This is a genomic window from Kocuria sp. HSID16901 (assembly GCF_003989425.1).
GTDB classification, from domain to species: domain Bacteria; phylum Actinomycetota; class Actinomycetes; order Actinomycetales; family Micrococcaceae; genus Rothia; species Rothia massiliensis.
Map to the genome: position 1 here is coordinate 465,402 of NZ_RBLM01000002.1, position 22,493 is coordinate 487,894.

Consider the following 22,493-nt stretch of genomic DNA (forward strand, 5'->3'; position numbering starts at 1 on the left):
TTTTCCTAATTCTCCGCGCCAGCATTGCGCGGTGTAGCCAAGCAGCCGTTCAGCACGGTCGGGTGACCTTTGAGGAAGGTTGCTCGGACTTGGCCAGGAACGTCCATCGCCTTGTACGGCGAATTACGTCCCTTAGAAGCATGGGTTTGAGGGTCAACCGTTCGGCGAGCTTCGGGGTCGACGAGCACGATATTCGCGGGTTCCCCCTGGGCGAGGGGGCGGCCTTGATCATCGATACGGGCGATGCGAGCTGGGACGGTGGACATAATTCGAGCAACATCGGACCAACCGATCGTGCCGGTTTCCACGAGGGTCATCTGAATAATGGACAACGCCGTTTCGAGCCCCGTCATACCCATCGCCGCGGTGGACCACTCACATTCCTTGGCCTCGAGGGGGTGCGGGGCATGATCGGTTCCGATCACGTCGATCGTTCCGTCGGCAACGGCCGCCCGCAACGCTTCCACGTCTTCTCGTGTACGGAGGGGCGGATTGACCTTGTACACCGGGTCGTAAGTCCGCACGAGCTCATCCGTGAGCACCAGGTGGTGCGGTGTCACCTCGGCGGTGACATCAATGCCGCGCTCCTTGGCCCAGCGAATGATTTCCACCGACCCCTTGGTGGAAACGTGGCAAATGTGCACGCGAGAACCGACGTGCTGAGCCAATAGGACGTCACGGGCGATGATCGCCTCCTCCGCGACCGCCGGCCAACCGGCCAACCCCAGGTCCGCCGACACACTTCCCTCGTTCATCTGGGCGTCTTCGGTCAGTGCAGGCTCTTGAGCATGTTGGGCGACGACGCCGTCGAAGGTCTTGACGTATTCCAGGGCACGGCGCATCAGCAACGCGTTATGCACGCACTTGCCGTCGTCCGAGAACATGCGGACCTGGGCCCGCGAATCAGCCATGGCCCCGATCTCGGCGAGCCGTTCACCTTGGAGACCCACCGTCACGGCGCCGATGGGGTGGACGTCGGCCCACCCTGCCGCGCGGCCGAGTTCCCACACCTGTTCGACCAGACCTGCCGTGTCGGCCACCGGCTGTGAATTCGCCATCGCACAGACGGCGGTATATCCCCCCGCTGCTGCGGCTCGCGTTCCGGTTTCGACCGTTTCCGCGTCCTCGCGGCCTGGTTCCCGAAGGTGAGTATGGACATCGACGAGGCCTGGGAGGGCGATCAGGCCCTCCGCTTCGATGACTTCGGCGTCACGCTCCGGAAGGTCGGTTCCTGTTTCGGTGATTGTGGCGTCTTCGACTCGCAGGTCGACGACGTTTTCGCCGAGAACATTGGCCCGGCGGATCAAAAAATGCTGTGAGCTCATGATGTCCTTTACAGTGCGGAATGGTCGGAAGTGCCCTGAGGCCCGGTGAGAAGGTGATACAACACGGACATGCGCACCGAAACACCGTTGGTCACCTGGTCGAGGACGAGAGATCTCGGAGAGTCCGCGGCGGCCGCACTGATTTCTAGCCCGCGGTTCATGGGTCCGGGGTGCAAAATTGCCGTTTCGGCACCGCGACCGTCCAAGTAGGCCAGCCGTTCCGGCGTCAGGCCCCACATCCTGGCGTACTCCTCCGACGACGGGAAAAACGAGGCATGCATGCGCTCCCGCTGGATCCTGAGCATCATGATCGCGTCAAGGTCGTGTGTTAGCGCCTCGTCGAGGTCGTAACACACCTCGACGGGCCAGTCGTCGATGCGCACAGGCAACAAGGTCGGCGGCGACACCAAGATCACGCGCACCCCGAGCAAGGACAGCAACCACACGTTGGATCGAGCGACCCGCGAATGCAGCACGTCGCCCACGATTGCTACCGTCATGCCCCGAAGACTCGAGCCACGCGTGGGCTCCCCGGTTAGTCGAGACCGATGCTGGCGCAGAGTCATGGCATCCAACAAGGCCTGCGTCGGATGCGCGTGCATTCCGTCCCCGGCGTTAATCACGGGGGAAGAAATCCAGCCGCTGGTTGCCAAGCGTTCCGGAGCGCCCGAGGAAGGATGGCGCATCACGATGGCGTCGGCGTTGATGGCTTCGAGGGTTTGAGCGGTGTCTTTGAGAGACTCGCCCTTCGACACGGAAGAGCCTTTGGCCGCGAAATTGATGACGTCCGCGGACAGTCTCTTCTCAGCGGTTTCGAAAGAGATGCGAGTTCGCGTCGAGTCCTCGAAGAACAGGTTGACCACGGTGCGTCCGCGCAGGGCCGGAAGCTTCTTGACCTCTCGGTTGCCCACCTCGGCCATGCTGTCGGCGGTGTCGAGAATCTCTATCGCCTCGGCGAGGCTCAAGTCTTGGGTATCGAGTAGATGCTTCATGCGATGGATCCCTTCTTGGCCTCAGCGCCCGGATCGAGCACGACACTGTCGGAGACATCGCGATCCCCGGTACCGCCGGACGTGATGGGCGGTTCGTCGGTTTCTCGAAGAAAAACCTTGACGGATTCGTGGTGCGACGTCGGCAGGTTCTTACCCACATGGTCCGCGCGAATAGGTAGCTGACGATGGCCGCGATCTGTCAGGACGGCCAAACGTACGACGGCGGGGCGGCCAAAATCCGCCAGGGCGTCTAATGCCGCGCGAATGGTACGACCCGAGTACAAGACATCGTCAACCAAAACGACGTTTTTTCCGTCGATCCCCGCGGCAGGAATGTGTGTCGGCGCCGGGGTACGGGACGTGTTCCGCCGCAGATCATCGCGGTACATCGTGACGTCCAGTTGCCCCAGAGAAGCATCAATATCAAATGACGTTTCGGTGGCGGCTATTTTCTGCGCCAACCTTTGCGCGAGGGGAAAACCTCGCCGGGGAATGCCTAAAAGCACGAGATCCTTCGTGCCCCTATTGGACTCGACGATCTCATGAGCTATACGGGTCAGAGCCCGGTTGACATCCGCGGTATCCAAAATCACGCGCGCGTTCGAGGAAATCCGAGTATTCGGTTCCGCATCGGAACGGTAGTGAGTAGTCATCGCGATTGCCTCCTTCCCCGACTCACGGGACGGAATTTAAAGGTCAGCAAGATGAATGCATCTCGGCCAAGCTACCACACCGAAAGACGGACGCCGCCGGGAGAAACTCCCGACGGCGTCCGTCGTTGTCTTAATCGGTCATCAAGGTGGGCTTGACCTTCTGCAATCGACCCAGCACCCCGTTGATAAACCGCGGTGAATCGTCGGTTGAATGCGTGCGTGCCAGGCCCGTCGCTTCCGCCACGGCTACGGCGTCGGGCACATCATCGTTGTACAGCAATTCCCAGACACCCATGCGTAACAACGCGCGGTCCACGGAGGGCATGCGATCCATGGCCCATCCCTTGGAATAGGTCTCGATGTACTCTCGGATCTCTTCGTCTCGCTCGACGACACCCTGCACGATTCTCTCTGAATAATCTGAGATCAATGCCGAGGTGTGCAGGCGCCGACGCCGGAGAACCTCGAGGGTATCCTCGTGGCGTTCTTCGGCCTCAAACAGTACTTCCAGGGCGCGAACGCGCGCTTTAGTTCTCGAATTCACTCGTTGACGCGGCCCAGGTAATCGCCGGAGCGGGTGTCGACCTTGACCTTGGTGCCCTGCTCGACGAACAGCGGAACCTGGATCGTGGCACCGGTCTCGAGCGTGGCGGGCTTGTTGCCACCGGTGGAACGGTCACCCTGAAGGCCCGGCTCGGTGTAGGTGATTTCCAGAACTACCGACGGCGGCAACTCAATGTACAGCGGCGCACCTTCGTGCATCGCGAGAGTCACGTTCTGGTTTTCCAACATGAAGTTGGCGGCGTCTCCAACCACAGCCTCCGGCACGTTGATCTGGTCGTAGGTCTTGTTGTCCATGAAGACGTAATCGGCACCATCCTGGTACAGGTACTGGTACTCGGAACGGTCCACGGTGGTCAGCTCGACCTTGGCGCCGGCGTTGAATGTCTTGTCGACGACCTTGCCGGTGTTGACGTTGCGCAGCTTGGTGCGCACGAACGCACCGCCCTTGCCCGGCTTGACGTGCTGGAATTCGATGACACCCCAGAGATTCCCGTCGAGCTTGAGGATGGTCCCGTTCTTGATGTCGTTGGTCGTTGCCACGAACACTCCTTTGGCGGATCGTCGATGGGCACGCTCAAACAGCGTGCATGGTTAATCGATAGCTATTGTAACGCTCTGGTGGTACCTGGTTTTTCAGGATGCGATTTCTTGGTAAGTCGCAAACAGAATGGATTCGTCCGGAACTTCCATCATGCGGGGAGAACCCACACGGTCGAGGACCACAAAACGTAAGAGATTTCCGCGGGCCTTTTTATCCCGGTGCATGGCGTCCAGGAGCTTTTTCCACTGGTCCCCACGGTACGTCGTCGGAAGCCCAACACTCTCCAGGATGCTTCGGGTTCGGTCCACAACGGCACCGTCCAAATTGCCCGCTGCTGCGGACAATTCCGCGGCAAAGACCATTCCGACGGACACGGCCGCACCATGACGCCATTGGTAGCGCTCGTTGACCTCAATCGCGTGCGCCAGCGTATGCCCGTAATTCAAGAATTCACGGCGTCCCGATTCTTTGAGATCCTCCGAGACAACCTCGGCCTTGACCCGGATGGACCGTTCAATCAATTCACGAATGACGGCGGACTGCGAATCCCGTACTTTTTCGGGCTCGGCCTCGATGAGATCCAAAATCACGGGGTCCGCGATGAATCCACACTTGATGACCTCGGCTAATCCTGTGACCAACTCGTGGACCGGAAGGGTCCGGAGGGTGCCCACATCGCACAATACGGCGGCGGGCGTGTGGAAGGATCCCACCAGGTTCTTGCCTTCGGCGGTATTGATGCCCGTCTTTCCGCCCACGGCGGCGTCGACCATGCCCAACAATGTGGTGGGAATGTGGACCACACGAACCCCACGCAACCACGTAGCCGCCACGAACCCTGCGACGTCGGACACCGCGCCGCCTCCGACGGAAATGATCGCGTCGGAGCGGGTGAAGTCGTTCTGCCCCAAAACCTGCCAGCAGAAGGCCGCAACTTGGATGTGTTTGCCCTCTTCGGCATCGGGGATTTCCGCACTGAAGGACTCGAAACCCGCAGATTTGAGGTCATTCATGACGAGTTCACCCGTGGAACGCAAGGCTCTCGGGTGAACCACCAAGACGCGTTGAACACGGGGGCCCAAAATTTCGGGAAGTTGAACGAGCAAGTCATGCCCAACGTGCACGTCATAGTTATCCGTGGGCAACTGCCCCGTAACCGAGATCCGCGTTGGTGCCGCCTGTTCCTGACTCATCTGTACCTCCTGCTAGAGCGGCGCGCTGTGACGCCACCATTCGACTCAGCCGACCTCGTGGGATTCCGATTCCGCCTGGTGTTTCTTGTCTTGAACCGCGTGGTGAATCTCCTCGACGAGTTCCGGAACATCACGCGGCCCTGAAGCATCGACGACGATGTCGGCGAGTTCCTCGTAAGTGCCCACGCGTTCGTCAAAAATTTCTTGCCATCGTCTCATGGGATCCGGCTGAAGCATGGGACGGGATGCATCTCTCATGATCCGTGGGCGGACGGTATCCGCGTCCACCCGAACGAAGACCACTGTGTGCCCCTGGAGGAGTCGACGGACGCGTTCCGACATCGGTGCTCCCCCTCCCAGAGACACCACCGATCTCTCCCCGAGGTCCTCCCGGAGGATCTCTTCGATCGACGACGCCTCAAGGTCTCGGAAGTGTGCTTCCCCATGGTCCACAAAAATCTGCGCAATCTCTCCATGATGCGCCACGATGTACTCGTCCGAATCCACAAACGCGTAGCCGTGGGATTGCGCAAGGCCTCGCCCAAGCCACGATTTACCGGCGGCCATGGGGCCAATGAGGATGATGGACGCTCGGCCGTCACGAGTCATTGATCCCAACCCCGCGAGTTGGAGACCCACCCCAGTTCCTCGGGAATATTTTCCAGGTACGTGCGCATGTTGCGTTGCGATTCTGCGATCGAATCCCCACCGAATTTCTCCAGGTAAGCATCGGCGAGAACGAGCGCCACCATCGCCTCGGCCACCACACCAGCAGCCGGCACGGCGCAGACGTCGGACCGTTGGTGATGCGCGGTGGTCGGTTCGCCGGTCGAGGTATCTACGGTCTTCAACGCCCGAGGAACTGTCGCGATGGGCTTCATGCCGGCCCGCACCCGAAGGGTATCGCCGATGCTCATCCCACCTTCGATGCCTCCGGCTCGGTTGGTTTCGCGAAGAACCCGGCCGTCCGCGTCGAGAGAAATTTCGTCGTGAGCTTCCGTTCCTCGCCGTGTGGCGGTGAGGAAACCATCGCCGACTTCCACGCCCTTAATGGCTTGGATCCCCATGAGCGCGCCGGCCAATCGCGAGTCGAGGCGGCGGTCCCAGTGAACGTAAGAGCCGAGCCCCGGGACGAGACCATATGCGAGAACCTCGACGACGCCGCCCAACGTTTCGCCGTCCTTGTGTGCGACGTCCACCTCACGCACCATGGCTTCCGACGTTTTGTGGTCGAAGCACCGGAGCGGATCCGCGTCCAGAGCTTCTACGTGACGCGGAAGAGGTCGCTCGGCGTCCAGAGGGGCGGCCACCGAACCGATTGCCGTCGTGTGGCTCACGAGCTGAGCGCCCAGTGCTTCGAGAATTTTCGCCGCGACCACACCAAGCGCCACACGGGTGGCCGTTTCTCGAGCGCTGGCGCGCTCCAGCACAGGACGGGATTCGGAGAACCCGTACTTTTGCATTCCGGTAAAGTCCGCGTGACCCGGACGTGGGCGCGTCAGCGCGGCGTTGCGAGCCCTGCCTTCGAGAACGGATGGGTCGACCGGATCCGACGACATGACGTCGGTCCATTTGGGCCATTCGGTGTTGGCAATCTCGATGGAGACGGGGCCGCCCTGCGTCAGGCCGTGCCGGACTCCACCGAGGATCCTCACGCGGTCTTCCTCAAATTTCATCCGGGCGCCTCGGCCGTATCCGAGCCGACGTCGCGCGAGGGCGTCCCGAATATCTGCCGACGTGAGCTCGACGCCGGCCGGTACACCCTCAATGATTCCCACGAGTGCTTCGCCGTGGGACTCCCCGGCCGTCAGCCAACGCAATGTCACGGTTTTACCTCTATCTTTCGTGTGAGTATTCGGTGATCCGCCGTCGTTCCCGTGGAGCCGGTGAAATTCCTATCGGGATTCAGCGACGGGGCCTAAGGGTTTGATCGTCGTAAATCTTGCGGGGGGCCTTCACGCGAGCTTGCACGCCAGCGGCGTCGGCCATCGCCCTCAATACTTCCATCTGATGCGGCAGTTCCTCGGAGAGAAGTCGCCCCGTGAACAGTTTGATCTGATCCACTGCCTGATACAACAACATGTCACGCCCCGAGACGGCTGCGGCGCCTCGGTCTTGCGCGGCCACGGCCAGCCCCGAGGGCCACGGGTCATAGGACACATCCAAAAGTGCCAAACCGGTCAAATCCCCCGAGATCGATGGCGCATAGTCGTCAAAGGCCCGAGCCGGCAATGTCGAGACGATCACGTCGAATTCGCCCATGCGGGCCGGGGCAGCCTCCAAAGGGGCCCATTCCAGCGTCGTTCCCAAGCGATCGGCCACCGACGCCACGCGCTCGGTCCTTTTCGGGTTCCGCACGAATACGGTCATGTTGTCCGCACCCAGGATGTGTAACGCCGCAGTGGCCGCGGAAGCCGTACCGCCTCCACCCAGGATCGCCGCTCGGGGACGCTCCGGCAGGTGGGGTTGTGCCGCGACGAGGGCATTGACGATTCCCGAAACGTCGGTGTTATGTCCGAGAATGTGGCGTTCTTGCCCCGCCCAAATGGGCACCAAGGTGTTGATGACTCCCACAACCTGCGCGAATCCCGTCAGACGATCGGCCTGTCGGCACGCAACCGATTTTAGGGGCATGGTCACGGAGAAACCCCTCCACCGCGGATCCTGCAGAGCGGGGGCGACTGCCGTGGCGAAGTCATCCTCCTCGACATCCGCCAAAGTGTACGACAATTCTTCGCCGAGCACCGCGTAGGCCGCCCGGTGCATCACCGGCGACAGGCTGTGATGCACCGGGTGACCAAGAACGGCCGCCCACGGTCCTTCAGGCGTTCGAGTCAGGAGCATTTGCCCGAATGATCCGAGCACCACTGGTCGTACTCTTCAACATTTTTCTGATGCTCTTCATAGGTCTTGGCGAATTTGGTCTCGCCCGTATCAAGATTCACCGTCACCCAGTAGTAGTAATCGTTGTGATCCGGATGCGCTGCGGCCTTGATGGCATCCGCAGCCGGCGAACCGATGGGCCCAATCGGCAACCCCTTATTGGCAAAGGTGTTGTACTTATTGGACGCGTCTCGCTTTTGGTCATCGGAGATCTGATACGTCTTCTTGCCGAGCCCATAGGCAACCGTGGCGTCGGACTGCAAGAATCCCTGAGTCTCGCCGCCTGGGTTATCCACACGATTGTCGATGGCTCCGGCAACCGCCTTGTAGTCGTGCGGCGTCGCCTCGAATTCGAGGATCGAAGCGACCGTCACCGTATGGAAGATTTCGTCGTCGCTGTCGACACCGGCGTCCTTGAGATCCTTCTTCGTCTTGTCGACCATCTCCTGGATGACGTCTTTGGCCGAAGCATCGGACTTGAAACGGTATTCTCCCGGATGCAGGAATCCTTCCAGCGAGTTGAATTGGCTCGGGATGCCGAACTGGCCTGGGTCCTTGTCGAGCTCCTTGAAGTCGCTGACGTTGATTCCGGTGCCCTTAGACAGGGCGTCGAAGGCTTCGTCCTTACGGAGATTCTGATTGATCGCGACGTAGTGCTTGGCACTACCCGATCCGGTGAGCGAGTTCATCGCCGCTTCAGAACTCATGTGTTGCTGAAGCTCGAAGGTTCCGGGCTGAATGAACTTGCCGTTGGCCTTCTCTTCCATGGTGGAAACGAATTTCTCGCTATTGGCCACGACGCCCTTTTGTTCGAGCTGCTGACCGACCGTGGCGTTGGTGTCGCCTTGTCCAACCTCAATGCTGACACTCTTACCGTTACCGTCACCGTGGTAATCCTTGGCTTCGAAAAGTCCCGTCCGGGGACCAACGATGGCCAACGTGGTTACCAAGCCGATCACGAAAATGATGGTTGCCGTGATGAGCGCTTGACGACGTCGGGCTTCGCGTCGGCGCGCCTGCGCGGGAGTCAGATCTTCCTGCTCGATGCGTAGCCCTTGGATTCCGGCGCGTCGCTCGGCATCTGTCGGGGAGAAAAGCCCGTGGAAGGACTCATTGTCATCACCCGAAGACTCTCCACGGTTTTTTCGTGATGAATCTTCGCTCACGAAGGTTCTCCATTCTTTTCGGTGTCATCGGGTAACGGCTCAGTGCCGACGCCGCGTTGCTCCGAGTTAACACAATATCCCGCGACCGAGCGATCCGCTTTCAGCGCGTCGAGGGCCTGTTGAAGAATATGCACCGCTGCCATCTGGTCAACCATGGTTTTGAAGTCCCGTGAAGAGACACCCGCCTCGTGCAAGGAACGCTGCGCAGAGACCGTCGTGAGCCTCTCGTCCACGAGCCAAACGGGGATGTCACCTCGCCCCTCTTCTAGCAGCTCAGACACCAGTCCTGCCGCGTAATCTTCGGCCATCTGGGTGGATGCACTGGAGCCGCCACGCATGGTCCGAGGATGCCCCACGAATACCTCCGTCACCTCGTGCACGTCGATGAATTTACGCAGCACCCGACGGTCCGAATTGGTATTGGAGTTTCTCTTTAAAGTTTTCAATGGTGTGGCCAAAATCCCATCGGGATCGCTCAGGGCGAGGCCGACGCGGGCATTGCCCACGTCGACCCCCATGCGTACGCCCCTTCTCATCACGATCGCGATGATCCTGCGGTAGCGATCTGGCTCTTGACGGCGTCAAAGGCCTCGGAAATTTTGGTGGGATCTTGGCCGCCGCCCTGGGCGAGGTCGTCCTTGCCGCCACCGCCGCCGCCCAATACGCCAGCTGCGGTCCGCACCAAGGCGCCAGCCTTCACGCCCTGCTCACGGGCCGCCTGGTTGGTGGCGACCACGACGACCGGACGTCCGTTATTGACACCGGAAACCACCACGGTTGCGGCATCTTCTCCGAGCCTGTGGCGAAGATCAGTCGCCAGATTCCGGACGTCGTCGCCCGCAAGTTCACCGGCGTCGTGCGCGAGCACCCGGACTCCGCCCAGAAGCTCGGCCTTCTCCACGAGCCGCCCGGCTTCCGTCTGGAGTTTTTCCTTACGGAGCTTTTCCAGTTCCTTTTCTGCCTGCTTGAGACGCCCCAGGGTGGACGAGATCTTTTCCGGAAGATCCGCCGAATTCTGCACCTTCATGAGGTCGGTGAGCTGATGGACCAGCGTGCGTTCGGCAGCGAGGTGGTTGAAGGAGTCCAGCCCCACCAAGGCCTCGACACGACGGTTACCCGAACCCACGGACTGCTCGGACAGCAACGACAACGATCCGATCTCCGCAGAGGTCGACACGTGCGTGCCACCACACAACTCGCGGGAGAAGTCTCCATTGATCTCGACGACGCGCACGATATCCCCGTACTTCTCGCCGAACAGGCCGATGGCCCCCATGGCCTTCGCTTCATCCAAGGGCATTTCGCGGGTCACGACGTCGTAATTGTCACGGATCGCGGTATTGGAGACCCCTTCGACCTCTTCGCGGGCGCCGTCAGACAGTGAGTCGGTCCAGGCGAAGTCGAAGCGGAGGTAACCCTCCTTGTTGAAGGATCCTCGCTGAACCGCTTCCGGGCCGAGAACGCTCCGCAAGGCGGCGTGCACGATATGTGTGCCCGAGTGCGCCTTTTCGGCATCTTTGCGACGTTGAACGTCGACCTGTGCCAAGGCCTCCGATCCGGTGACTACCTGGCCTTCAGTCACTTCGCCTTTGTGGACGCTCAGGCCACGAACCGGCTGCTGAACGTCGTGGATGCGAATCGAGAATCCGTTACCGGTGATCATGCCGGTATCGGCCGCTTGACCGCCGGCCTCGGCGTAGAAGGGTGTCTCGTCCAAAACGATTTCTACGGAGTCCCCCTGGGAAGCCGCCGGAACGGACACACCATTCTGCAAGACCGCCCGAATGGTGCTTTCTCCTCGCAACTCTGTGTATCCGGTGAAGACCGAGCCGCGCTCGTCGACCAATTCTCGGAAAGCGCTGAGATCCGCGTGAGACCCCTTCTTGGCCTTCGCATCGGCCTGGGCACGATGACGCTGCTCCTCCATGAGTGCACGGAAGGCAGACTCATCCACGGCGACGCCGGCCTCGGAAGCCATTTCCAGGGTCAGATCAATCGGGAAGCCGTAGGTATCGTGCAAGGCGAAGGCTTCTTCACCCGAGACGGATCCGCCCGCTGATTTAGCGTGAGTCACCGCCTCGTTGAGTCGAGTCGTTCCCGATTCGATGGTGTGAAGGAACGCCCGCTCCTCGGCATATGCGATCCGTGAGATGCGATCAAAATCGGTACCAACTTCAGGGTAGGCACCCTGCATGGCGTCCTTTGACACGGGCAGGAGAACCGGCAAACACGGTTCGGTGACCCCAAGGAGCCGCATCGCGCGAATCGCACGGCGCAACAAGCGGCGCAGAATGTAACCGCGACCTTCATTCGAGGGACTCACACCGTCGGCGATCAGCATCAGCGACGAACGGATGTGGTCGGCGACGACGCGCAAGCGCACGTCGTCCTCGTAGCCCTCATCCTCGGCGGATTCAGAGCCAAAATATTTCTTTCCGGCGAGTCGAGCGGCCTCGTCCAGGACGGGCCGCACCTGATCGGTCTCGTAGAAGTTCTCGACACCCTGCAACAACATGGCCAAGCGCTCGAGCCCCAAGCCGGTATCGATATTCTTCTTCGGAAGCTCGCCGAGGATCTCGAAGTCTTCTTTACCGATTCCCTCGCCACGTTGGTACTGCATGAACACGAGGTTCCAGATTTCGATGTACCGGTCTTCGTCGGCTGCGGGCCCTCCGTCGCGACCGTACGCAGGGCCACGGTCGTAGAAGATTTCCGAGTCCGGGCCGGCGGGACCTGGCTGGCCCGTCGACCAATAGTTCTCCTTCATGTTCATACGCTGAACACGTTCCTCGGGGAATCCCACCTCCCGAGTCCAGATGTCGTAGGCTTCCTGGTCCCCTTCGTACACGGTGACCCACAAGCGTTCGGGATCCAACCCGAATCCACCCTCGTCTTGAGGCGTGGTGAGCAAGGTGTAAGCGAACGGGATGGCCTGCTCTTTGAAGTAGTCCCCAAACGAGAAGTTTCCGGCCATCTGAAAGAAGGTTCCGTGGCGGGCAGTCTTCCCGACCTCGTCGATATCGAGCGTACGAATACACTTCTGCACCGACGTCGCACGGCTATAGGGAGCCGTTTCACGTCCGAGGAAATAGGGGATGAACGGGACCATTCCGGCGATCGTGAACATGGCGCCGGGCTCGTTGGAGATCAGAGAGGCCGACGGGACTACGGTGTGTCCACGTTCGGAGAAGAAATTGATCCAACGCTTTTTAATGTCCTGAGAAAGCATGTCCGCTATGTGTCCTTCGTCCTGGGAATCTATCGTGACGATTCAAAATTTGGTGCGCCTCACGGGGAAGCACTCATCCGCTAACGTTCTCGGTGCTCCGCACCGCCGGTGAAAAAGCCTGGCGGTAGATCCGCGTCGCGGACCGGAGCCTCACCGTCGAGCACGTCCGGGCGTGCCTCTTCCCGGGTCGGTTCCGACACGGAGAGGTTCTCGGTGTTGTAGGTATCGCCCCATGTATCGAGGGACCCGGGGCGAAGGTCCTTCTTTTGGTTGGCATACCGGCGATTGAGTTCATCTTCCCGCTCGGTCATGCCTTGTTTGACGGTGGCCGCAAATTTGAGGCCTCGGAGAGCTCCACGACGCACAGGGCCCATGAAGTCCGAGGCCCAGATTTTATCGAGGGCGCCTTGGTGATTACTGCGCTTATCAACCTGCATGGAATCCCTGACCACTAGTTCTTGGGCGGCGTGGACAACCTGTCCCCCGCGCTTCGACGCGAAGTATCCCGCGGCGGCTCCCGCCAGAATCAAACCAGTTTTCGTCCAGAAGCTCATTGGGCCCCTCCCGCCGGACTATCGGTAGCTCCCCCAGTGCCACGGGTGCCATCAGCTGAGCCTTTCCCCGGGGTGTCCTCTGGGCGGAAAGCTTTGCGAACTCCGTAGGAGAAAGCAGCCATTTTGATGAGCGGTTGCCCCACCGTCGAGGCCACCAAGCTAGACAACGCCGATACGTTAGCTGAGGCATCGGAGACGTTATCGGTAATGCCTTCCACCTTGGCCAACTGAGAATTGGTGGTGGTGACCGTTCGCGTCACTTCATCGATCAAGGGACCTGTTCCCTCGTTGATCTGTCGGACCGCAACTCGTACCTCGTCGAAGACCTTGCCCAACTTGACGATAGGCACCGCAAGCAGGGCTACCAAGATGGCAAATACTCCGGCCGCAATCAGGCCGGCAATGTCTCCACCCGTCATAGACGCAACCGTCTCCTCTGTCGACTTCATGGATTGGTGGCCCAGGAAAGGCCACCGGAATGAGTGTCAGTTTACGGCATCCATCCCGTTAAGAGCGTGATGGCCCGGGCATGTGCCCGGGCCATCACTATGAGGCCTAAAGAATTACGCCATACGGGCGTAGTACTCGACCACGAGCTGTTCCTCGCAAGTGACAGGAATCTCGCTACGCTTGGGTGCGCGCTCCAGCTTGGCGTGCAACTTGTCGATCTCGACATTCAAGTATCCCGGAGTGTCCGGCAGAACGTCCTGGTGCGCGCCGGTGGCGGCAACCTGGAACGGATCCATCTTTTCCGAACGCGGGTGGACGTGAATGAGCTGACCGGGCTTCACCTTGAAGGAGGGGCGATCCACGCGGACGCCGTCGACCATGATGTGACGGTGAACGACCATCTGGCGTGCCTGGGAAATCGTACGAGCAAAGCCCGAACGAAGAACCAAAGCATCCAGACGCGACTCGAGCAGCTCGACCAGCTTTTCACCGGTCTGACCCTCGACGCGCTTAGCTTCGGCGTAGGCACGACGCATCTGCGCCTCACGAATGTTGTACTGGGCGCGAAGACGCTGCTTCTCGCGCAGACGGACAGCATAGTCCGAGTCAGCCTTCTTGCGGGCACGACCGTGCTGGCCGGGGCCATACGGACGACGCTCGAAGTACTTCTCAGCCTTCGGAGTCAGCGGGATTCCGAGGGCACGAGACTTGCGCACCAAGTTACGGGCGCGCTTGCTCTTAGTAGTAGCAGCCACAATTTACCTTTCATGCGGTTGACCAATTTCCGCGGAGGTCCTTGGTCATTGTTCTGGTGTTACTGGCCTCCAGAGTGCCGCGCACGTTTCGCGCGGTGGAGAGCTCGAGTCAGCCGCAACTCTTGCTACAACTACCCCGGTGATCACCATTCGGTGCGTTTTGGGGAGCTTGCCAGCCAGCGTCCCACCTTACCTCATGCTGTGCCACCCCACCAGCCTCCATGAACCCGTGTCCGACACCCGCCTACTTTTGCAGCGAACGCCCACCCTCACGTTAGGGATAAAGCTCGAAACGAGGATTTCCCATGGGCTTGACCAGCATCGAGTATGTGGTCGGCATTTCGTACTTCATCACGAGTTGGCAGTTTCGGAGCGTGCCATTCGGGGAAGTGTAGAAAAGCTTCATCGGAACGCTCACCTGCGCACCGGCCCAGTCTTTCCTGTTCGACCTCTTAGACCCTTCCCAATAGACCGAAAGTGAGAACAAGAAGCCAACTTGTGCCCCGCCACCCTGATCCGATCCCAGCGTCGTCGTTCCCTCATACGTAGTACCGTCCCGGAAGACAATTTTGGGTCGAGGAAGCGTGTAGTGCGCCGCCCGGTTGTACATCTTCCAGTTGACCAGGCCCCGGTTGTGGCACTGCCACTTCGTTCCGAAGTTCATGGCAGTGGTCGCGTTGAGCAAACCTCCCGCCGTGGTGCTGTAGGTTTTGGCGCCGATCACCTGCCACGCAGAGGCAAATTTTGCGCTACAGATCCCGGCGTTGAGTTCGTCATCTGACGGGCAATAGTCGGAATATGACGCGGCGTGCACCGGGCTGGCCCCCAAAACCACCGGCGCGGACCAGGCGGCGCCCTTGGCGAGCGTCCGTCGAGAAATAGTTGGATTCATGAATTCCCCAAGTGATGTGCGAGCTGTTCCCAACTCCCAGTAATCAAATTGATAAGTAGCCGCCGAGGAGGTGGTTACGAGCCACCTTCAGCCCACAGCGACGTGGACATGATATCCAATTTTTATCCAAATTTTAACTACCGGTCCGTGCTACTTCTCCCAAGGATCTTGCGGATGATTCCGAGTCGCTTCTGGAGGGGTCGCTCGGCGCCGTACTCGGTCGGACGGTAGTACTCGCGTCCCACGAGCTCGTCCGGTGCATACTGCTGTTGTGCCACGGCATGAGGTACATCATGGGGGTATACGTAGCCTCTACCATGACCGTGCTCGGCTGCCCCAGGATAATGGGCATCCCGTAGGTGTGCGGGTACACTGCCCGATTTCCCGGAACGGATATCCCCGATGGCGCTATCGATCGCGGTCACGACGGCGTTGGATTTCGGGGCAGTAGCAAGGTGAATGACGGCTTGTGCCAGATTAATCCGGGCTTCGGGCATTCCGATGAGTTGCACAGCCTGTGCAGCCGCAACGGCCGTTTGCAACGCGGTGGGATCGGCCATGCCAATGTCCTCGCTCGCGTGCACCACGATCCGACGCGCGATAAATCGAGGGTCCTCGCCCGCCTCGATCATGCGCGCCAAATAGTGCAGGGCAGCATCCACGTCCGAACCACGAATGGACTTGATGAAAGCCGAGATGACGTCGTAATGCTGATCCCCCATGCGGTCGTAGCGCAATGCGGCCCGGTCCATGGCCTCTTCGGTGTGCTTTTCAGTGATCTCGACGGGTTCCCCATCATCGCTCTCCGACTCTCCGTAGGCCACCGCAGCAGCTGCCTCCAGGGCCGTGAGGGCGCGCCGGGCATCACCGCCGCAAAGTTCCACCACATGACGGCGGGCGGACGCGCTCAGGGACACTTTCCCCTGGAGTCCTCGTTCGTCTGTGACTGCCCGGTCGAGCAAACCGCCGATATCTTCCGCATTCAGGCTCTGCAAGGTCACCAAGATGGATCTAGAGAGCAAGGGGGAAATGACCGAAAACGAAGGATTTTCCGTCGTGGCTGCGACCAGCACTACCCACCGATTTTCCACTCCGGGCAACAATGCATCTTGTTGAGCTTTGGTGAATCGGTGAATTTCATCCAAGAACAAGACCGTCGTCACGCCGCGCAAGTCTCGGTCGTTGAGGGCTTGGTCCATGACGGCTCGGACATCCTTCACACCAGCCGTCACCGCTGAGAGCTCCACGAATTTACGGGTCGAACCGCGCGCAATCACGTGAGCGATTGTCGTCTTTCCGGTCCCCGGAGGGCCCCACAAGATCACCGACGACGGTCCAGCCGGCCCAGCGTCTTCCCCCGCTAAGACTCTCAGCGGAGAACCAGGCTTCAAGGCATGCTGTTGTCCCACAATCTCGGAGACCGTGCGGGGACGCATCCTCACAGCCAAAGGGCTTTGAGGGCCTCGGGATCGGCCCCCAGTTTCGGAGCCTTCTTCCCGACCATCAGAGGAATCGAAGAGTGATTGAGTCACGATGAAAGCCTATCGGCAGGCGCTAGCTGGGTCACAACAGGTCAGCGCTGTCCAGAATGAGGGTCACGGGACCGTCGTTGATCAACTCGACCTGCATGTTCGCACCGAAACGCCCCGTTTCCACGTCCGCGCCCAGTTCCCTCAATCTGCCGACGTAGCGTTCGAAGATGGGTTCCGAAACCGGTCCCGGTGCGGCCTGAGACCATGAAGGGCGCCTTCCCTTCTTCGCGCTTCCGTACAGCGTGAATTGACTGACGGCCAAAATCGGTGCGCCCGCTTCAAGGCACGAGACTTCTCCGTCCATCAGCCGCACGTTGCAGGTCTTATCGGCAAGCTTGTCAATCTCGCGATCGCCGTCGTCGTGAGTCACGCCGACGAGCGCCACCAATCCGGGGCGATCGATGCTGCCAACGACTTCGTCGTCGACCGAGACGTTGGCCCTGAGTGCCCGTTGTAAAACTATGCGCATCAGCCCATGCTATCGCCGTCGAGAGTTCCGACTCACTCAGCTGCGAACCGGCACTACAACGCGCGAAGCCCCGGTCCATACCGGGGCTTCGCGCTAGTACTTTTACTTCTCCGTGGCCTTGGGCTCGGGCTTGGCGTCCACGCCAGTCTCACGACGTTGTTGATCCGTGATCGGGGCCGGAGCCGAGGTCAACGGATCGTAACCGTTGCCGGTCTTGGGGAAGGCAATGACCTCGCGAATGGAGTCCGTGCCGGCCAGCAAGGCCATCATGCGATCCCAACCGAACGCGATTCCGCCGTGGGGAGGCGCACCGTACTTGAAGGCTTCGAGGAGGAAGCCAAACTTCTCCTGCGCTTCCTCTTCGCTGATGCCCATGACGCCGAAGACCCGCTCCTGGACATCCCGGCGATGGATACGGATAGAGCCGCCGCCAATTTCGTTGCCGTTGCACACGATGTCGTACGCATAGGCCAACGCGGATCCCGGGTCTTGGTCGAAGGTGTCCATGAATTCGGGCTTCGGTGACGTGAAGGCGTGGTGAACGGCCGTCCAAGCGGAATTGCCGAGCGCAACGTCGCCCGAATCCACGGCATCCTGAGCCGACTCAAACATGGGGGCATCGACAATCCAGACAAACGCCCATTCATCGTCCTTGATCAGACCGGTGCGGTGGCCGATTTCAACGCGCGCTGCACCGAGTAGCGCCCGCGAGTTCTTGACCTCCCCCGCAGCGAAGAAGATGCAGTCGCCCGGCTTGGCGCCGACCTTCGCCGCGATGCCTTCGCGTTCGGCCTCCGTGATGTTCTTGGCGACCGGCCCAGTCAGGGTGCCGTCTTCCTGCACGAGGACGTACGCGAGCCCCTTGGCGCCGCGTTGCTTGGCCCATTCCTGCCAAGCGTCCAGCGTACGGCGCGGCTGAGAGGCACCGCCAGGCATGACCACGGCGCCCACGTAGGGAGCCTTGAAAACTCGGAAGGTGGTGTCTTTGAAGTACTCGGTGAGTTCCGTCAGCTCGAGGCCAAAGCGCAGGTCTGGCTTGTCGGAGCCGTACTTCTCCATCGCTTCCCAGTAGGTCATACGACGGATCGGACGGGGAACTTCGACGTCGATCAGTTTCCAGAGCGCTTCCACGACCCGCTCGCCGAGGTCGATGATGTCGTCTTGCTCCACGAACGAAGCTTCGATGTCCAGCTGGGTGAACTCCGGCTGGCGATCGGCGCGGAAGTCCTCATCGCGGTAGCACCGTGCAATCTGGAAGTACTTTTCGATGCCGCCGACCTGCAGCAGCTGCTTAAACAGCTGAGGGGATTGCGGCAAGGCGTACCAGGAACCGGGTGCCAAACGGGCCGGGATCACGAAGTCTCGTGCGCCTTCGGGTGTCGAACGCGTCATTGTGGGCGTCTCGACTTCGAGGAACTCATCCTGGTGCAGGAGCTCTCGGACGGTGCGGCTCGCGTCGGAACGCAGGCGCATGGCCGCAGCAGGAGCCGGACGACGAAGGTCCAGGTAGCGGTGACGCAGACGCGCTTCTTCGCCAACTTCCACGTGTTCATCGATCTGGAAAGGCAAGGGAGCCGAGGTGTTGAGCACCTCAACACCCTCCACTTCAACCTCGATCTCGCCGGTCACGAGATTGGGGTTATCGTTTCCTTCCGGACGGCGGGTGACCTTGCCGGTGACCTGCAGGACGTACTCGTTGCGCAGGGCATCGAAGTCGGCCTCATCGTGGAACACGCACTGGGTCACGCCTGCCCGGTCTCGTAGATCGACGAAGGCAACGCCACCATGGTCGCGACGGCGGGCAACCCACCCAGCAAGGGTGACGGTCTCTCCGATGTTCTCGGCGGTGAGTTCACCGAGGGTATGCGTGCGTAACACTCACGGTCCTTTCGACGTGGTCGGCGGGCTTCCCGCCGGGGTGTGTAATGCCGAGTCTACCGACCTGAGGTTAGGCCCCGGTTGGCAAACGGGCTGATGTGGATGAGTTAACGGGCCTCGGACGTCGCCACCACGCGAGGGACGAGGTCCTCTTCGGGCGGCATCCATGCCTGGGGATCGGCCGGGATCTGTTCTCCCGAGCGAATGTCCTTGACTTCGTGAAGGGTATGACCGTCGTCGTCCATGGAGAGGAACCACACAAACGGAATTCCACGACGGTCGGCGTAGCGAATCTGCTTGCCAAATTTCGCGGCATTCGCGGACACCTCGCACGCCACCCCACGCGAACGCAGCTGATCAGCCACGTCCTGAGCCTGGGGCCATGCCTCGTCGTTGGTGAGGGCAATCAACACCGCGGACGGGACCTTACGCGAAGCCTGTGCAAGATTCTGAGAAAGCATTCTGGCGACCAAGCGAGTGACGCCGATCGAGAGGCCCACGCCGGGATAGGTCTTCTTGCCGGTGCTGGCCAGAGACTCATACCGGCCACCTGAGCAAATGGAGCCAAGCTTCTCGTGACCCACGAGGAAGGTTTCGTACACGGTCCCCGTGTAGTAATCGAGCCCGCGTGCAATTGAGAGATCCACGATCACGGTACCGGGAGCCCGTTTAGAAGCTTCGGCCATGACTTCCGAGAGTTCTTGGAGGCCTTGCTCCAGCAGCTCGTCATCGACGCCAAACGCACGCACCTTCTCCACGAAGTCCAGGCCTTCGCTTCGGATGGAAGCGAGATCCAGCGCCGCTTGCGCTTGCTGCTCGCTCGCTCCCACCTCGTCGCGAAGAATCTTCGCGACGGCCTCGGGACCGATCTTTTCCAGCTTGTCGATGGCTCGCAGAACGCCCGCGGTATCGCTGAGGCCGATGCCGCGATAGAAGCCTTCCGACAGCTTCCGGTTATTGAGCCGAAGCCTGAATTCCGGGATGGGAAGTTGCTTGAGCGCCTCGACGACGACGAGTGCGAGCTCGACGTCGTACCGGAAAGGAAGAGTCTCCTCCCCCACGACGTCGATGTCCGCCTGAGTAAATTCGCGGGCGCGTCCCTCCTGCGGACGCTCACCGCGCCACGATTTTTGGATCTGATACCGCATGAACGGAAAGTTGAGGTATCCGGCGTTCTCGACGACGTAGCGTGCAAACGGAACCGTCAGGTCAAAGTGCAAGGCCAACTTTTCACTCGAGGCAGTCCCCGAATCTTCTTGCAATCGAGAAACCGCGTATACCTCTTTGTCGATCTCGCCCTTCTGCAGGAGCTGGTCGACGGTTTCCACGGAACGCGTCTCGATGGATGAGAATCCATGCAGTTCAAAAGTGCGGCGCAAAACGTCCAAAACGTGGTTTTCCACGACCCTTTCTTCGGGTAGCAATTCGGAAAAGCCGGACAAGGACGCCTTTCGGGCCATGAATCTCTCCTCGGTTCGCCGCACCAGACCTGCGTTGTCGGGCGCATACTCGCCCTTAAGCCTAAACCTTGCCGCCTGGCCCGCACGAACCCGCGCGGGCATGAAGAATGTTTTGACGATCATCTGCCCGCGAAACCCTCCGGCAAGGTGATCGACGTCCCATATATATTGGGTCACGACGTCCTTTAACATCAGGATGACTTCGCACAGTGAATGATCAAGGCCTCCTGGCCTCCCACGAAAAGAGTTTCAGCGGTGACCGAACAGAAATCCGACGACAAGCCGACACCGGCAAACCTCCCCGGCGCACCCGTTGCCCCTAAACCCGTAGCCGCTCCGGCCGCTCCGAGATCTCTGGAGGAGGCCAAGCGCCACGGAACCGTGGGCGAAAATGGTCATGTCTACGTGACCTACCATGGCGAACAGCTTTCCGTGGGCGCGTTTCCCGATGCCACGGCGGATGAGGCGCTGACGTACTTCGCCCGCAAGTTCAGTGAAGTCGAGACTCAAATATCCCTCCTCGAGAACCGCATCTCCCAAGGCGCCAACGCAGAAGCCGCACGCAAGAATCTCGAGCATGCGAAGGAGCAATTGCAGGCACGGGCCATGGTGGGCGACATCGCGGACCTCGAGCGCCGGGTTCAAGAACTCGATGACAAGATTGCCCGGCGCGCCGAAGATCAGAAGGCGGAAGCCGAAGAAGCCAAACAACGCGCGGCCGCCGAACGAGAAGCGGTGGTCAAGGCGGCAGAAGAAGTTGCGGCTCAAGACCCAGCGAAGACGCATTGGAAAAATTCCAGTGCTCGCATGGCCGATCTTTTCGACACCTGGAAACTCGCCCAGAAGCAGACCCGCCTACCGAAGCAGGTCGAAGACGACCTCTGGAAGCGGTTCCGGAACGCGCGAACGAATTTCGATAAGAACCGTCGCGCCTATTTCTCTCAACTTGACCAAGACAATGCCAAGGCCAAAAAGGTCAAGGAAGAACTCATTGCCGAAGCAGAGGCGCTTTCTCATTCCACCGAATGGGGGCCGACGTCCGGCAAGTACCGTGACCTCATGGATCGGTGGAAGCAAGCGCCTCGCGCTTCGCGTAAGGAAGACGACGCCCTCTGGGCTCGGTTCCGCCAGGCTCAAGACGTCTTTTTCGACGCCCGTGCCGCGGCCAACCAGGAGACGGAACAGCAATTCCAGGAAAACCTCAAGGTCAAGGAGGCCTTGCTGGAACGCGCTCGCGCGATTTTGCCGGTGACAAAACCCGAGGTGGCCAAGTCTCAGCTCGCGCCGATCCTGGACGAATGGGATCAGGCCGGTATGGTGCCCCGAGCAGACCTACGCCGCGTAGAGAACGAGTTGAAGAAGGTTCAGCAGGCCATCGCCGACGCCGAACAGGCCGAATGGGAGCGATCCAACCCCGAGACGCAAGCTCGCGCTTCCTCGATGGAGATTCAGCTTCGTGAAGCCATCGCCGGTCTCGAGGCTGACCTCAGCAAGGCCGAGGCCGCTGGCGACGAGAAGACTGCTGCCAAGACGCGGGAGGCCCTCGAGGCCCGTCGTCAGTGGTTAGACCAGGTCTCGTCAGCCACAGACTGAGCCCCGAAGACCGATTCCTGCCCACGGTCAACGCGGACCCGATGAATTTTCCACATTTTTTCGGGTCCGCGTTTTCGCGCCCCTCAGTGGGGTATCTCCATGACATGACGAATTTTGAGCAGCGGAGCGGTCCCACCTCCGAGAGCACAGAACCATGCGTCTCGCCAGGAGAATTTGTCCTTGCGGGACGGGATCTCACCCACTCAGAGGCGCAGTCCTTGTGCGCTCGGGGCCTTCTCACACCCGTCCTCTTCGACCTTTACGCGACGTCTTCTCCCGGCACCGAAGAGCGAGCACGAGCGGCCGCGCACTATCTCAAACCCCAAAGTCGAAGGGTCGCGATCTTGCATCGGCTGACAGCCGC

General features: G+C 60.3%; 21 protein-coding genes. 1 reads left to right on the top strand and 20 read right to left on the bottom strand.

Translation table 11 applies throughout. The features are described from left to right. Positions 1–5 precede the first annotated feature (5 nt). The 20 genes from D8M21_RS04305 to hisS form a co-directional block, all read right to left on the bottom strand. Positions 6–1,325: a dihydroorotase gene (locus D8M21_RS04305; protein WP_126855670.1), complete on the bottom strand. Its 1,320-nt coding sequence runs from the start codon at positions 1,323–1,325 to the stop codon at positions 6–8. 8 nt (positions 1,326–1,333) lie between these two features. Beyond that, positions 1,334–2,317, bottom strand: a complete 984-nt coding sequence (locus tag D8M21_RS04310) for an aspartate carbamoyltransferase catalytic subunit (protein WP_048678389.1) — start codon at positions 2,315–2,317, stop codon at positions 1,334–1,336. After that, positions 2,314–2,970 carry a bifunctional pyr operon transcriptional regulator/uracil phosphoribosyltransferase PyrR gene (gene pyrR / locus D8M21_RS04315; protein ID WP_048678391.1) on the bottom strand — a complete coding sequence of 219 codons (657 nt, stop codon included), beginning with the start codon at positions 2,968–2,970 and terminating at the stop codon, positions 2,314–2,316. The genes D8M21_RS04310 and pyrR overlap by 4 nt, the downstream gene beginning before the upstream one ends. Before the next feature lie 130 nt (positions 2,971–3,100). Continuing rightward, a complete protein-coding gene (gene nusB, locus D8M21_RS04320; RefSeq protein WP_048678393.1) occupies positions 3,101–3,514 on the bottom strand; it encodes a transcription antitermination factor NusB in 414 nt (137 codons plus the stop codon). Next, positions 3,511–4,074, bottom strand: coding sequence for an elongation factor P (efp, locus tag D8M21_RS04325; RefSeq protein WP_048678395.1), 564 nt, complete (start codon positions 4,072–4,074; stop codon positions 3,511–3,513). Before efp ends, nusB begins: the two co-directional genes overlap by 4 nt. A 93-nt stretch (positions 4,075–4,167) precedes the next feature. Next, entirely contained in the window at positions 4,168–5,268 is a 1,101-nt protein-coding gene (gene aroB / locus D8M21_RS04330) for a 3-dehydroquinate synthase (RefSeq protein ID WP_048678396.1), read from the bottom strand. A 45-nt stretch (positions 5,269–5,313) separates the two neighbouring features. Continuing rightward, complete coding sequence (locus D8M21_RS04335) at positions 5,314–5,877, bottom strand: shikimate kinase (RefSeq protein WP_048678398.1); 564 nt, start codon at positions 5,875–5,877, stop codon at positions 5,314–5,316. Continuing rightward, entirely contained in the window at positions 5,874–7,094 is a 1,221-nt protein-coding gene (aroC, locus tag D8M21_RS04340; protein WP_048678399.1) for a chorismate synthase, read from the bottom strand. Before aroC ends, D8M21_RS04335 begins: the two co-directional genes overlap by 4 nt. A 79-nt stretch (positions 7,095–7,173) precedes the next feature. Further along, on the bottom strand, positions 7,174–8,136 hold the full coding sequence (locus D8M21_RS04345) for a shikimate dehydrogenase family protein (RefSeq protein ID WP_238651022.1): 963 nt from the start codon (positions 8,134–8,136) through the stop codon (positions 7,174–7,176). Beyond that, positions 8,103–9,317, bottom strand: coding sequence for an endolytic transglycosylase MltG (gene mltG, locus D8M21_RS04350; protein WP_126855671.1), 1,215 nt, complete (start codon positions 9,315–9,317; stop codon positions 8,103–8,105). Before mltG ends, D8M21_RS04345 begins: the two co-directional genes overlap by 34 nt. After that, the gene (gene ruvX / locus D8M21_RS04355) at positions 9,314–9,835 is read right to left on the bottom strand and encodes a Holliday junction resolvase RuvX (protein WP_048678403.1); all 522 of its coding nucleotides are present in this window, start codon (positions 9,833–9,835) and stop codon (positions 9,314–9,316) included. The genes mltG and ruvX overlap by 4 nt, the downstream gene beginning before the upstream one ends. A gap of 17 nt (positions 9,836–9,852) precedes the next feature. After that, complete coding sequence (gene alaS / locus D8M21_RS04360) at positions 9,853–12,546, bottom strand: alanine--tRNA ligase (RefSeq protein WP_048678404.1); 2,694 nt, start codon at positions 12,544–12,546, stop codon at positions 9,853–9,855. An 80-nt stretch (positions 12,547–12,626) separates the two neighbouring features. Further along, a complete protein-coding gene (locus D8M21_RS04365; protein ID WP_048678406.1) occupies positions 12,627–13,100 on the bottom strand; it encodes a hypothetical protein in 474 nt (157 codons plus the stop codon). Further along, positions 13,097–13,519 (bottom strand): DUF948 domain-containing protein, encoded by a 423-nt coding sequence (locus D8M21_RS04370; RefSeq protein ID WP_048678407.1) that lies wholly within the window; start codon positions 13,517–13,519, stop codon positions 13,097–13,099. Before D8M21_RS04370 ends, D8M21_RS04365 begins: the two co-directional genes overlap by 4 nt. A gap of 144 nt (positions 13,520–13,663) precedes the next feature. Next, the gene (rpsD, locus tag D8M21_RS04375) at positions 13,664–14,305 is read right to left on the bottom strand and encodes a 30S ribosomal protein S4 (RefSeq protein WP_048678410.1); all 642 of its coding nucleotides are present in this window, start codon (positions 14,303–14,305) and stop codon (positions 13,664–13,666) included. A gap of 274 nt (positions 14,306–14,579) precedes the next feature. Then, a complete protein-coding gene (locus D8M21_RS11395; RefSeq protein WP_048678411.1) occupies positions 14,580–15,197 on the bottom strand; it encodes a hypothetical protein in 618 nt (205 codons plus the stop codon). Positions 15,198–15,334: 137 nt separating this feature from the next. Then, positions 15,335–16,729 carry a replication-associated recombination protein A gene (locus D8M21_RS04385; RefSeq protein WP_238651024.1) on the bottom strand — a complete coding sequence of 465 codons (1,395 nt, stop codon included), beginning with the start codon at positions 16,727–16,729 and terminating at the stop codon, positions 15,335–15,337. Positions 16,730–16,760: 31 nt separating this feature from the next. Continuing rightward, a complete protein-coding gene (gene dtd / locus D8M21_RS04390; RefSeq protein WP_048678414.1) occupies positions 16,761–17,198 on the bottom strand; it encodes a D-aminoacyl-tRNA deacylase in 438 nt (145 codons plus the stop codon). A 102-nt stretch (positions 17,199–17,300) separates the two neighbouring features. Then, positions 17,301–19,076, bottom strand: coding sequence for an aspartate--tRNA ligase (aspS, locus tag D8M21_RS04395; protein ID WP_048678416.1), 1,776 nt, complete (start codon positions 19,074–19,076; stop codon positions 17,301–17,303). Between the two features lie 107 nt (positions 19,077–19,183). Next, positions 19,184–20,536 (bottom strand): histidine--tRNA ligase, encoded by a 1,353-nt coding sequence (hisS, locus tag D8M21_RS04400; RefSeq protein ID WP_048678672.1) that lies wholly within the window; start codon positions 20,534–20,536, stop codon positions 19,184–19,186. Positions 20,537–20,791: 255 nt separating this feature from the next. Here hisS and D8M21_RS04405 point away from each other — a divergent pair, with 255 nt between their 5' ends. Next, positions 20,792–22,129 carry a DUF349 domain-containing protein gene (locus D8M21_RS04405; protein ID WP_238651025.1) on the top strand — a complete coding sequence of 446 codons (1,338 nt, stop codon included), beginning with the start codon at positions 20,792–20,794 and terminating at the stop codon, positions 22,127–22,129. Positions 22,130–22,493: the final 364 nt, after the last annotated feature.

Excerpts from the sequence above, each read along its gene's own strand:
- D8M21_RS04305 (WP_126855670.1), bottom strand. The coding sequence starts at position 1,325 with ATGAGCTCACAGCATTTTTTGATCCGCCGGGCCAATGTTCTCGGCGAA.
- D8M21_RS04310 (WP_048678389.1), bottom strand. The coding sequence starts at position 2,317 with ATGAAGCATCTACTCGATACCCAAGACTTGAGCCTCGCCGAGGCGATA.
- pyrR (WP_048678391.1), bottom strand. The coding sequence starts at position 2,970 with ATGACTACTCACTACCGTTCCGATGCGGAACCGAATACTCGGATTTCC.
- aroB (WP_048678396.1), bottom strand. The coding sequence starts at position 5,268 with ATGAGTCAGGAACAGGCGGCACCAACGCGGATCTCGGTTACGGGGCAG.
- D8M21_RS04335 (WP_048678398.1), bottom strand. The coding sequence starts at position 5,877 with ATGACTCGTGACGGCCGAGCGTCCATCATCCTCATTGGCCCCATGGCC.
- ruvX (WP_048678403.1), bottom strand. The coding sequence starts at position 9,835 with ATGGGGGTCGACGTGGGCAATGCCCGCGTCGGCCTCGCCCTGAGCGAT.
- alaS (WP_048678404.1), bottom strand. The coding sequence starts at position 12,546 with ATGCTTTCTCAGGACATTAAAAAGCGTTGGATCAATTTCTTCTCCGAA.
- D8M21_RS04365 (WP_048678406.1), bottom strand. The coding sequence starts at position 13,100 with ATGAGCTTCTGGACGAAAACTGGTTTGATTCTGGCGGGAGCCGCCGCG.
- D8M21_RS04370 (WP_048678407.1), bottom strand. The coding sequence starts at position 13,519 with ATGACGGGTGGAGACATTGCCGGCCTGATTGCGGCCGGAGTATTTGCC.
- D8M21_RS11395 (WP_048678411.1), bottom strand. The coding sequence starts at position 15,197 with ATGAATCCAACTATTTCTCGACGGACGCTCGCCAAGGGCGCCGCCTGG.
- dtd (WP_048678414.1), bottom strand. The coding sequence starts at position 17,198 with ATGCGCATAGTTTTACAACGGGCACTCAGGGCCAACGTCTCGGTCGAC.
- hisS (WP_048678672.1), bottom strand. The coding sequence starts at position 20,536 with ATGGCCCGAAAGGCGTCCTTGTCCGGCTTTTCCGAATTGCTACCCGAA.